This window comes from Paenibacillus sp. LS-5 (assembly GCF_056121505.1).
The window spans coordinates 32,054-45,177 of the sequence record NZ_JBWAVA010000002.1 but is presented as its reverse complement, the minus strand read 5'-3'; the positions used below and the strand labels follow the sequence as shown (position 1 = coordinate 45,177).

7 protein-coding genes are annotated in these 13,124 nt (G+C 51.8%); all 7 read right to left on the bottom strand.

The window, feature by feature from the left end; translation table 11 throughout:
• Positions 1 to 132: 132 nt before the first annotated feature.
• Entirely contained in the window at positions 133 to 3,114 is a 2,982-nt protein-coding gene (locus AC0MA3_RS03540) for a glycoside hydrolase family 48 protein (RefSeq protein WP_474655197.1), read from the bottom strand.
• Between the two features lie 26 nt (positions 3,115 to 3,140).
• Positions 3,141 to 5,876, bottom strand: coding sequence for a glycoside hydrolase family 9 protein (locus tag AC0MA3_RS03535; RefSeq protein ID WP_474655196.1), 2,736 nt, complete (start codon positions 5,874 to 5,876; stop codon positions 3,141 to 3,143).
• 438 nt (positions 5,877 to 6,314) lie between these two features.
• Positions 6,315 to 7,619 carry a replication-associated recombination protein A gene (locus AC0MA3_RS03530; RefSeq protein ID WP_474655195.1) on the bottom strand — a complete coding sequence of 435 codons (1,305 nt, stop codon included), beginning with the start codon at positions 7,617 to 7,619 and terminating at the stop codon, positions 6,315 to 6,317.
• 178 nt (positions 7,620 to 7,797) lie between these two features.
• The gene (locus AC0MA3_RS03525) at positions 7,798 to 8,079 is read right to left on the bottom strand and encodes a CD3324 family protein (protein WP_379161000.1); all 282 of its coding nucleotides are present in this window, start codon (positions 8,077 to 8,079) and stop codon (positions 7,798 to 7,800) included.
• Between the two features lie 385 nt (positions 8,080 to 8,464).
• Complete coding sequence (locus tag AC0MA3_RS03520; RefSeq protein ID WP_474655194.1) at positions 8,465 to 10,651, bottom strand: HelD family protein; 2,187 nt, start codon at positions 10,649 to 10,651, stop codon at positions 8,465 to 8,467.
• Between the two features lie 182 nt (positions 10,652 to 10,833).
• On the bottom strand, positions 10,834 to 12,135 hold the full coding sequence (locus AC0MA3_RS03515) for an NCS2 family permease (RefSeq protein ID WP_379160996.1): 1,302 nt from the start codon (positions 12,133 to 12,135) through the stop codon (positions 10,834 to 10,836).
• A gap of 131 nt (positions 12,136 to 12,266) precedes the next feature.
• Positions 12,267 to 13,022, bottom strand: coding sequence for a tRNA threonylcarbamoyladenosine dehydratase (locus tag AC0MA3_RS03510; RefSeq protein WP_474655193.1), 756 nt, complete (start codon positions 13,020 to 13,022; stop codon positions 12,267 to 12,269).
• Between the last annotated feature and the right edge of the window lie 102 nt (positions 13,023 to 13,124).

Genomic DNA, 13,124 nt, shown 5'->3' with positions numbered 1-13,124 from the left:
CTCCGCATTTTAAGATATAGCCGTATGCAAAAGAACCTTCAAGACCACTGGGCAGTGGGTTGAAGGTTCTTTTGTATGATTTTACGTGGAAATGTTCAAAATCTTCATTCCTCTATCCAGATTCCAGTGGAATTATGGCTGTAGCCCCCATACTAATACGCCATTCATATACAGAGGCACCCGGTTCCAGTCGGTAAAGACTGTCTTAGTTGGATCGTAAGAATAATCCCCGGTCTCATTGTAATTGCTCCAGTCCGTTTTGTTGATCCGCAGCTGAATCTCTCCGGTGTTCGCACCGGGAGCCAGGCTGCCTGCTGCCGAACTGAACGAGATCTCAACGTAATAATCCGCTCCGGCTACAGCAGGAACGAGCTTCACAAAACTGCCCTGCACATTGCTGTTGCCCAATGTGGCATAATCCACATTGAACTGCTGTGCTTTTTCCCCGTCAATCGTGTAATAGTAACGCAGCTTGAGTGTGCTGAGATCTACTGCTTTAGTTCCGTTATTGATAATCCGCAATTGCGGACGGAACTGTGCGTCACCGGAGTTCGTATCCGTTGTGCGGTATTGTACCACCAAATCACCCACAGTAGGTACAGGTACAGCTACTGGTGTGGCGGAGACTTCCGGAGAATCCGGACTGGTCCCAACTTGATTAGCAGCGCTCACCACATAATAGTAGGTTGTACCATTAAGCACGTTCATATCTTTGTAGGTGGCCTGAGTGACAACACCGAGGTTAGTGTAGGGTCCGCCGCTCGTGGTTGACCGCTTAACCGTGTAGCTGTCTGCACCCGTTACCTTATTCCAGCTAAGCGCTACCTGTTTGTCGCCTGCTGTTGCCGCCGGTTTGGATGGGGCCTTTGGTGCAGCAGGTTCTACAGTACTCTTGTTGATCAGACGGTCATATTCAGCATAAGCTGTGGCCATATCCACTTGTGACCAGAACCGGTGATAGGTGAACTCAGGAGCTCCATTGTCCCAGGTCTTGGTTAACGGATTGTAGGAGCTGTTATATTTCGCCTGCAAATAGCTCCATTTAGGATCATTTTTGATAGCCGGAAGTACATCCGTATAGCTTGCGTATACTCCATTTCCGCCTTTGGCAGGATCAGAGGCTACGGTAGAACTACCCGGAATTGTATTTCCCTGTCCAAAAGTACCCGTCCAGCCCGCAGGAAAATATACTTCTTTGGTGAAATAACGGGAATAATCCCCCCGTTTTTCTACTGTTGTGATACCGACCCCGTCATTATAACCCCAGGCAGTATCGAGCAGTGATTTGGCCAATTGTGAGGCTGTCCCGCCGAGCGCGGTATAGGCTCCATGCTCAGCCTTATTGCCAGCCGCAAAGAATGTAAGTGCTTTGATGTAGCTGCCCAGCACGCCGGTATCCTGACCTGGATTCTTGGTAACCGCCTTCAAGTTGCTGTTGCCGCTGAAATTACTGAATCCGTTCCAGGTATTCGGCTGACCCTGCCACTCTACATTGCCGGGAATCCAGAACTCGCCGGGTGCGGATACGGTAGCCACTTGCGGGTCAGCTCCGCCCAGAATCCGTTGTCCTTGTTTGTTCAGATAATAACCCTCTGAATCTGTCACAGGACGGCTGCCGGCAAAAGCATAATCAGTGGACCAGTCGATCCAGTTCTCTACAACGCGTTTGGCCATTTGGAAATTAGCCGAAGTGGTATCTCCGCTGGAAGCCAGAATGTAATACAGCTCCGCTACGCGCTCTACACTCCATGTCTGCATACCGAACCAATCGTTGGACGGAGGATCATGGTATACAGGAGCTTCGTCATAGGCCAGGCCATAAAATGTGCTCGTGCCTGCCGGATAAGCGCTGTAGGAGCCTTTATAACTGTTAGTGGCTCCACCTGCTATTGCCCCTTCGGATGACTGCAGCCAATTGTAGAATTCCAGCTGGCGGGTCAGCGATTTACTCCAATCCTGTCCCGCCGTTGCTGAAGCCGGGACCAGGCCGCCGGCCGGATCAGAAAGGGCATACGCAGTAACTACGTTCTGATAACCTTGATGCGTATGACTGGAGCCAATTCTCCACGCCCAGTTCCCGTTAGCGCCAAGGCCACCGCCCCATGCAGTGTACCAGGCCAGCAAATAAAGGTTCGCATCCTTGCCGGTTCCGGCTTCAGGCGTACCGTCCGCAGCACTGCCGATTTTTTGAAAATACTTGTCGTACATACCGTAGCGCAGGTAGTCGCCCATTTTCTTGGCTTTATTCAAATACACCGAATTGTTATAACCGAGCTCTTTTGCCCAGTACATAGCCTGCACTGCACGTGCATCAGCGTCGGTAGCATCGGTGTACCGCCACTGCGCTGAAGGAACACTGCTTTCTTTGGTGAACAGGCTCATGAAGCCTTCATTCGCTTTCCCGAATGATTTGTCGTCCTGGGATGGATGCGGGACAGCCTCCCATACGGATTCCTGCTCGCCCCGCTGAAAAGTATTCACGTAAGCGGCCTTATGAGAAGGATTCAATAAATTGCCGAAGCCATACCAGTTGTCCACGTCCACAAGCCAGTGCATCAGGTAGGTCTGATTGTTGCCATAGGTAGACTTCAGTTCGGTATCCAGCGGATCTTTACCCGGTGTATACTTTCCGTTCAGCGGGCTCGGATATTGATCGGGCTGCGCGAACTCGGAGGCATAGGTTGCCGGACTGTTTGGATTATAGTTGCTCATGGTCGGCTGTTCCTGTACACCATCCCCTTCATTAACAGGTATGATGTATTTCTCCATGTTGTCCCAGGCCGTCTCCAGCTTGCTCCAGTCCCCCGTATGATAGCCATACAATACTTCAAGCCACATCCAGTAGCTATATGCTTCTGAGGTGGTCATATGCCCGTAATTGGGCGCCTCGCTGAGTAGGGTCTCTACCGAATGATACGGTATACCTTCAGCCGAGAAATAACCGCTTGCCGGGTTTTTCAACTGAGCGTAAAGCTGCAAGAACCGTGTCTGTTCCACCGAAGCTGCCCTTGCTGTTGCAGGTCTGAAATTAAAGGTACCGGTCATAAGGGTGAGAATCAGGACTGCAGCCATGGCCAAGGAAATAGGTTTCTTGATTGAACTTAGCTTAATCATTTGGCATGCTCCCTCTCTGGATCATTTTATGGTTCCAATCCCCATACCAATTTGCCTTCACGGTACAGTGTGACTTTATCCCAATCTGCGAAGCTCTGCTGGGTTCCGTTGTAGGAATAATCATTGTTTTCATTGTAGGCAGTCCAATCTGTTTTGTTGAAGCGCACCTGGATTTCGCCAGTATCTGCACCTGGAGCAAGACTTCCGGCCCCAGCGGCAAAAGAAATCTCCACATATGAATCCGCCAGTGCAGCAGGTGCAGTCAGCTTCACAAAGCTGCCGCTTAGATTCCCGCTGCCAACAACAGCATAGTCACAGTGAAATTCCTGCGGCTTATCTCCATCCACGGTGTAATAATAACGAAGCTTCAGTCCGCTAAGTGCCACCGCCGTGGTTCCCGTATTCACAATCCGGAACTGGCTGCGGATCTGTGAGTCACCGGGACTCGTATCATTGGTGCGGTATTGTACCCGCAAATCTCCGATGGAAGGCGCGGGGGTCTCATGCGGCCGGGCAGTGGCCTGAGCGGAAGCCGTACCCTCCCCTACTCCATTTGAAGCGGTTACAACATAATAATAGTCCACACCGTTCACCAGCCCGCTGTCATTGTAGGCTGTTCCTGTCACCGTCCCAATAACCGTATAAGGTCCTCCGCTGACGAGCGCACGTTTGATCGTGTATTTTGCTGCGCCGCTAACCGCATTCCAGGTCAACGCTGCGCTGGCATTCCCTGCCGCTGCCTGTAGTCCGGTTGGACGGCCCGGAACCTGCGGTTCCCCGGGGTTGGCGCCAGTCGGCAGTTCTCCATATACCTTAACACCTGCATCGAACACCGGAATATACGGATTCTTCACAGGAGCGGATGCGCTCGAAGACACACCACGGAAGGAGAAATCATTCGTGTTATCCCAGAAAGTGGTGTTCAGTGGAGCACTAATCCGGAACTGGATCTCCTTGTGGTAGGCCGATTGCCCGCCAGGATAAACGGGAGTGCCGGTGAAATCAATTTTCGTGTAATAAATATGATTCGCTGCGTCAAACGGGAGCAGTTGTGAGACAGTCCCGCCCTGATTGTAGCCTCCTGCTTTGACCGTAATATCCTCCGGCCCGTACCCCGCAGCTACAGCTTCACTAAGATCTACATAGTAATTAAATGACATCTGGCTGCTGGAATGTGCCGGCCAGCCGGAACGGTTATTAATCAGCGCCCGGATTTCCACAAAATTGCTGCCGCTCGCATTCACCGAAGTCTCGGTGAACATTTCATCCTCCCGAGTTTCAGCCGGAGGGAAGTTAGGAAGCGGCTTCTGACCCTGCCCGTGCAGGAGCATCATTTTGGCTAAAGAGCCTGTAAAGGCTGAATTGTAATCGGTTGCAACTTCATTCGAGACATAATCGCTGATTGCATCCGTATAGCTATCGGTCTTGGAAGGTCCACCAACCAGGGCACCATACAGAACATGACGGTGGTTGACTGGGGTTGTCTGGCTGTCGCTCCAGGAGCCGTGTGAGGTCCGGTGATGCGGATGCTGTGGTGCATTATTGCCGAAGCCAATGACATAGCTGCTGTTACGGGGATTATCTCCTAGCATATAGGTAATCTGACGCTCAGCAAACGTCCGGGCTGTATTTTGCTTCACTGGATCGGTTACCCAGTCCGCATAGACAAAAGCCAGAAACGCCTGATTCGCTGCATACCGCAGTGCCCCCCACTGGTCCAGATGCGCAAGTCCCCCCGGAGTATAGGCCACACGGTCGGTTGTCCCGTTCACCCCGGTTGTCCAAAACTGCATATTCCGTTCAGTAGATTGAATAAATTTGGGATCGCCTGTAATACGCGACAGCAGGAGCTGTGCACCATAATGCTTGTCATCCCAGGACTGGGTCCACTGATAACCCCATTGCCCGGCTTGATTAGTGCCCCACAATTTGCTGGCGGCTACGGCTTTATCCAGATAATTCTGTTCACCAGTCGCCATATAGAGCCAGACTCCGCCCCAGCTTAATTCGTCTTCATAACCGCTCCAGGAATTGTAATACTGCTTAGCGTCAGTGATAGTATCTGAGTAAGCCCCACGGTACGTATCGGCAAAATTGTACAGCTGCTTCGCGTGCAGCAGAAGCTTGTCCGCATATGCCGGATCAGAGTCCCTGAAAATAATCGACGCCGATGCTAGGGCTGCAGCAGTCTCCGCCGCCAGATCAGAGCCGGGATGGGCAGCATCAATCTTGTACGACGGACGCGCCATAGGCATAACCTCCGCCGGCCCCCACCAATTGTGATCCGCAGTACCATTTCCGACCTGTCCCCACAGCTCATTAGGAGCAGTATGCGCTTTCACAAAATAATCTGTTGCCCAGCGGATGTTGTCGAGGATCTCATCCAGCTGGCCGGATTGAACATATCCATCTTTGTACTCATAGACTGACCATGCCAGCATCGTGGCTGTATATGCCATAGGAAACCCAAATTTCACATGGTCCCCAGCATCATACCAGCCTCCGGTCAGATCGTGACCAACATCCGCTCCGTCCTGCAGCCCTGAATCGCCTCTCCATTCCACACGGTTGTTATCCGGCAGGTCTCCGGATCGCTGAGCTTCATAGAAATAGATCGATTTCTGCAGTGCCTCTGCATAATTGAATCCACTTCCCTCCGCTTTGCTGACTGACGGGTGAATTACTGTACCTGAGACCAATGTGCCTGCCAGCACTACACTTAAAGATAAGATTAGGCCTTGCTTCCGCTTCTTATAATTCATTCAAGCCCAGCTCCCTTCTCCTTCTTACATGCCTGTTCGATCCCTTGCATCACGAATCAATACCGCCCCAGTGTCCAGACTTTAATTCTGTTCATTCGCCAAATTTAGCATCCACCTCCCATACTGATGTCAGGAATACTCGTCCCATATACACATATACCATATACAGGGATTTAATTCTATATATTTACATTAAAAAAACCTAAGAAAACAGTATTATTTGTAAAATAATTTCCATTTTGATCATATTTAACGCGCGTTGTTTAGGCTATCCTGAAATTCCCCCAAGTGAAAAAGGCTATTTCGTCCTAAAACTCTAGTGTGAGCAGATAAATTCTTCTATTTCAAAAAAAAAAACCGTCCTCTCACGGGAGGCCATGCTGCCTCATGTCGTAAAAGAACGGATTTGTTCCACTATTCCCCAATGCTTGATCTATGTTACTGCCCGCGCCGCAATCCTTGATTATGGCGGATCTTCGCTTCATTTCCCTGCTCCGTAGCCTGATAGAAGACCCTCCGGGCAATTGCCTTCGGCAAATATTCCTGCTTCACATAATGGCCGGGAAAATTATGCGGATACTGGTATCCCTCATGGCCTAGCGCCGATGAGCCCTTGTAGTGCGTATCCCTCAGATGGAGCGGCACTTCGGCGGATTTCAGTTCCTCAATGCTATTCAGCGCATTCGAAATCGCCATCACGACGGCGTTCGACTTCGGACTCTCTACTGCGAACAGAATCGCTTGGGCGATGTTCAGCCTGGCCTCCGGCCAGCCGTTGTTGCGGTAAGCCTCCAGGGCACTGACCGCTTGTACCATCGCCTGCGGATTAGCTAAGCCAATATCCTCGCTGCTGGCTGCAATCAGGCGGCGGATGAATGTCATTGGGTCCATACCAAGCTTCTCCACGGCGTAGAGGAACCAGAATAGGGCGGCGTCACTGGAGCCGCGGATGCTCTTATGAAAAGCCGACAGGATATCATACTGCGTCGATTCATCGGCTTTGACAATCGGGCGGCGGATCGATTCCCCCGCTACCGCAAGCGTAATATGGACGCTGCCGTCCGACTCCGGCGCAGTGGTCATGGCAGCCAGCTCCAGCGCGTTCAGTGCGCGCCGAATATCGCCGTTCGCCATATCAGCAATATGCTGCAGCGCTTCTTCATCTGCCTGCAGCTGCATGAATCCAAGTCCCCGCTTCTCATCAGCCAGTGCTCTGCGCATGGCAATCAAGCTATGCTCACTGGTCAGTGATTCAAGTTGAAATAGCGTGGAGCGGCTCAGAAGCGCCCCGTTTACATAATGGAATGGATTCTCGGTAGTCGCGCCGATAAAAGTAATCGTCCCCTTCTCCACAGCGGGAAGCAGGGCATCCTGGCGGGAACTGTTGAAACGGTGAACCTCGTCCAGGAACAATATCGTCTTCGAGCCGTACAGTGATTTATTGCTCTGGGCACGCTCAATGACCTCACGCACATCTTTAACCGATGCCTCCACCGCATTCAGACGTACAAATTCTCCCTGCGTATGATGGGAAATGATATGGGCTAAGGTCGTCTTGCCGCAGCCGGGAGGGCCATAGAGCAGAATGGAAGATACCTGGTCGGCTTCAATTGCACGGCGCAGCAGCTTGCCCGGTCCCACAATATGCTCCTGGCCAATATATTCATCGAGATTCCCCGGTCGCATCCGGTCTGCAAGCAGACGTCCGCCCGCGGGTTCCTCACCGAAAGAAAATAAATCCATAATTCCACTTCCTTGCTGTAATCTTTAGGAGTTGTATAGCATTTCCGCTCTCTATCATACCACACAGCGCCCGCAATCAAGAACCCGGCACTTGAGCTGTACCTTTCTTGATCTCCATATAAAAAGAGCATGACCTCGCCATCCTGGCGGGTGCCATGCTCTTCGTTCAAAATTCAGGCTAGCGGTTCATCGCCAGTCGTGTTTTTGATATAATCTTGCGGATGCTTTCTTCAGACAAGTGGTATCTCTTCTGCAGCTCGTTCACCGAGCAGCCGCTGCTGTGACTGCAGAAAATCTCCTCGTTGCGGCTGGCAATCTCTTGCCTGGTACCGCTGTTCTCGCCCCATCTTACCCGCTCTTCCGTTTTCTTCGGGATGTAGAGCAGTTCACCCTGGATGTATCCCTGAAGCTCTTCCAGCAGGCCTGGGGGGAGCACATCCTTTCCATTTACATAACTCACGTAACATTTCCTCCTTCAACAGGTGTGTTCCCTTATGTCCGATCACTGCGCTGTTCATCAGCTTCATGTCACCTGCCTCCTTTCTTCTCCTCAAATTTGGTAAAAACGTAATTTCATTATATAAAACCCTGTGGTTAGCGTCTACATTCAATGTGATGATACTGTTCATAAATGATAAGGAGGCCTCGCGGCCTCCTCATATACAGGTTTCCGTACTAGACGGAAACCACCTCGTATTCTGAAATCATTGCAATCAGCCTCCTTCCAGAAGTAATCTTGCCCGGCCGGACACTTATTATTAAGCCACAGGGAAGCCCCCGTTACAAGTTCAAGAATAGTTATAATCGTTCTTCACCAGTACGGAAGGGTGAGATTACGAGATAACTTATTCCGGCCACCCTAGGGTAGTCCCATCCCCATTCTGAAGATAAGACGGAAGATTGCCGCTGTGCAGTATCCACAGCTCATGGAGAGCACGTGTACATCCTACATACATCAGCTTCGCATCCCAAGCGGCGTCACCGTAATGGTCCGAATCGGCATCGGCGAGAATTACAGCGTCGAACTCCAGCCCTTTAGACAGGTAGACTGGAAGTACTGACAGTCCCCCTTTATATTCGTTCATGCTGCCGTCGATCAGATGAATATCATCGAACGAACCGGCAAGCTCCGTGTACAGCTCTTCGGCTTCCCGCAGGCTGCGGGTCAATACGGCTACTGTCCGGTATTCCCGGCCGGAGAGCGAGGCCAGAGCCTTGCTAACGGCCTTAACACGACTGTCCCCGCCTACTGCTGGCTCAGGCAACGGTCCTGTGTAAGGAATCAGGCGTACGGGATTCCCGCTGCGGAAGACAGGTACAGCCAACAGGCTGCTGCCGACTCCGGCAGACAGAATGCCGTTGGCGAATTCGATAATCTCCATGGTTGAGCGGTAACTGCGCGTCAGCGCATGGTAAGCCGTGTGGTCAGGGTCAAACAGAATCTGCATTTCTTCCCAGGCATGCACGCCTTTATAAGCATGAATCCCTTGAGACAGATCACCCAGAATGGTAAAGGAATGCCCTTTCACATACAAATCCAGCACTGCAATCTGAAAAGGTGAGAAATCCTGTGCTTCATCAATAACAATATGGTCAAAGCGGCTGCTGCCTTCATTGCCGTTCAGCAAATAATGAATGTATAGCAGCGGCGGCAGATCCTCTTCATGCAAAATACCTTTTTTGAGGTCTTTGACCGTCTGCTTCAGCACACCCTGCGGAATTCTGTCCGGCGCTGCTGTTGGCCAATCCTCAGGGACTTTTACTGCGCGGAAGATCTGCTTGTAGATCATCAGCGGATCATATTTCGGCCATTTTGCGCTGTAGGCCTTCTCTCGCGCCGCGCTTTTCTTCTTGCGGTCCTTCATTGCCGCAGCGGAGGGACTCTTCTTCAGCTCCATTTCAATCCAGCGGTGAATCCGCGCCATCACCCGTTCCTTGCGCTTAGCCGGCGGATACGGGGCGTATTCCTCATTATGCCAGCGCATAATCATGGACCGCTTCAGCACCGAGCCTTCCCACGGACTGAAGTCACCTTCAGGAACCGCCCCGTTCTCCAGGAGGCCTATGGCTGACTCAATAATTCCCATCAATGCTGTGGACCCTTTGAATCGGCCCGGTGTCTCTTCTGTAATCTCGGGCATCCCGCCTTCGCGTTCAAACCAAAGATTCATAGTATCTGCAGCATTCTGCTCGGGCAGCTCAACCCCCAGCACCTCTGCAGCCCAGTCGGGGAACGTACTCTGGGCAATATTACCGACGCCAAGCTCTGGAAGCACGTCCGAAATATAATCCAGAAACATCCGGTTCGGTGCGAAAATAATCATTTTCTCAGCAGATACCTGATCCTTGTATTGATATAACAGGAACGCCAGCCGGTGCAGGGCGACAGTAGTTTTTCCGCTGCCCGCCACGCCCTGGATAATCAGCGCAGTGTTCTTGGCCGCCCGGATGATCTTGTCCTGCTCCTCCTGAATAGTAGATACAATGTCCCGGAGCCGGTTGTCCTTGTTCTCGCCCAGACGGTAGACCAGAAATTCATCCGACACGGCCGGAGCGTCGCTGTCTCGATTATAGGTATCCGCCACCCGCTCCAGAATCTGCTTGCGGATCACTACGTTCCGCTTCAGATACACTAGCCCTTCGATCAGCCCCTCCGGCGCTTCATAGGAAGCTGGTTCTGTCCCGCCGGTAAACGAATAGAACAGGCTCGCTACCGGAGCGCGCCAGTCGATTACCAGCGGACGGTCGCTTACCTGTTCCCGGTCTACACCGATTTTGCCGATATAGAGCGCCTTGCGTTCATCCTCATCCTTGCCCTGAAAATCAAGCCGTCCGAAATAAGGCTCCTGCCGCAGCTTGGCAAGATCTTTACGCCGCTGCTCCCTTGAGTCCTCCAGCACCTGCTCCGTATACTCATGCCCTGTGTACACCGGAATGCCGCGCAGTCTCTCAAGAACTGTGTCAATCTCCGTAAGCGCGTTGTTCAGCCTGTCTTCTTCCTCTTGATAGGCACTTTGAAAGTTGTCCTCCAATTTCAGTTACCTCCTAAAAGTTATACGGGCATACACCTGCTTCCGCAAGCGCACACCCTGATTTGCCCCGTGCAAGACTGGCTATACTCACACAAAAAGGATATTCATCATATCACAACAGATTCTGGAATACCATCCCTATTAAACCAAGCAGAAGCGGCTTCCGTTCTGCCGGAAACTGACTATCCCATAAAAGCATGCAGCACAAAGTTGGCAACAAACAAACCGGCGATACCATACAGCGCTGGTGGAACATCTTTGCCTTTGCCCGTTGCCAGCTTCACAATCGGGTAAGTGATGAAGCCAAAGGCCATGCCATCCACGATGCTGTAGGTGAACGGAATCATCACCATAACCAGGAATGCGGGGAACAGCTCGGTCAAGTCACTGAGGTCCATCTCGCGCACGCTCTGCACCATCAGACCGCCGATAACAATCAGAATCGGTGCAATAGCGCTGTCCGGGACGTATGCCAGCAGCGGAATGAACAGGAACGTGGCACTGAACAGGATGCCGGTGACAAGCGAGGTCAGGCCAGAGCGGCCGCCTGCGGCGATCCCGGCAGTAGATTCAGCAGCCGCGACCACGGGGCTGCTGCCGAACAGGCCGGCAGCGATATTGGCGATGGACAGCGCACGGAGGCTGCTTTTGAAGCGCTCCGGGCGGCCTGCCATCAGGGTCTGGGACGAGATGAGGCCGATATTTTCAAAGACAACAATCAACAGCAGCAAGAATACAGCGATCCAGAAGACCAGACTGATCCCCCGGCTCCAGTCCATACCGGCAAACACATCACCATATCCAGCGAATATATGCCCTGAATCTGTCATCTCCGGTGCATGCGCCGCCCCCAGCACATAAGCCAGCCCCGTGCCTGCCAGCATACTAATCAGCAGCCCGCCCCTTGTTCCGCGGATAAACAGAACCAGTGCAAGAATGAGCGTCATACTGGAGGTGATGACAGCAGGATCACTGAAATGCCCTATGGCGACAAAAGTCGTGCGGTGAGCGATGACGATGCCGCTTTTTTGAAGACCGATAAAGGTCAGAAAAAGTCCGATCCCCACTGTGATTGCATGCTGCAGATTATGGGGAATCGCATCGCTTAATATCCGGTACAGTGAGGTAAATGCCACCACGGCGAACAGTACTCCTGTTACGACTACTACAGCAAGCGCTTCACGCCAGTCCAGCTTCATGGAGTGCACCAGCGTATAGGTGAAAAATGCATTGATGCCCATACCCGGCACCACAATAATCGGCGTTTTGCCGCCAAAAGCCATCAGGAGACAGCCAGCAACTGCCGTCAGCAGTGTAGCCACCATTCCCGCCCGCAGCGGCATCCCCGCATCATGCAGAATTGCCGCATTGACCATCACAATATATACAGAAGCAAAATAGGACAGGATGCCTGCCGAGAGTTCCCTTTTCCAGTTGTCGCCCGGCTCCAGGCCTACACTATTTCGCCAAACCTTCGATTTCATGCAAAAACCTCCACTAATAATTAAATCCCAATCAGTCCCTGTAGCATACATAAACCGCAATAAAAGGGCGTAAACAGCCGGATGGCGGCTGTACGCCCTTTGTTCAATCCTTCATTCATTCAATACTTCAACTATACCGTGATCCCGCCTGCCTCCAGCAGGTCGTGTACGGTGACACTAACCATAATGAGACCAACGACCGGCGGCACAAAAGAATTGCTGGCCGGGGGTTGTTGAGCCTTGCGCCGGTCAGGCGCATTGGCTGGCACAATCTGTTCTGTAACATCCTCACGCGGCTTCATCGGTTCTTCCGTTGAGAACACAACCTTAACGCCTTTCTTGATGCCTTCCTTGCGCAACTTCTGCCGGATGACACGGGCAATTGGATCCATACTGGTCTTGGAAATGTCAGCCACCTGAAAGCGGGTTGGATCCATCTTATTGGCTGCGCCCATGCTCGATATCATAGGGATTCCCCGGGCCAGACATTCCTTGATGATATGGATTTTGTAGATAATGGTATCGGATGCATCAATTACGAAATCCAGCTTGTACTTGAACAGCTCCTCATACGTTTCCTCCGTATAGAACATGTTCAGCGCGATCGCTTCGCATTCCGGATTGATCAGCTTGATGCGCTCCACCATCAGATCCGTTTTGTTCTGGCCAACAGTTGTAGTCAGTGCATGGATCTGGCGGTTGATATTCGTGATATCCACCGTATCCTTGTCGATCAGGATAATCCGGCCGATCCCGGTACGGGCCAGGGCTTCAACCGCCATGGCTCCTACACCGCCGATCCCGAGTACTGCCACTGTGCTGTTTTTCATGATCTCCAGACCTTCCGGTCCAATAGCCAGCTCCGTACGTGAGAACTGATGCAGCATAACGTACAGCCTCCTAAAAGTTTTGTGAGCATAGCATTCAGATTGACTTCATACAAAACTCACTTCGAAAGCATAGGCTTAAGTTTTGTGAGCATAGCATTC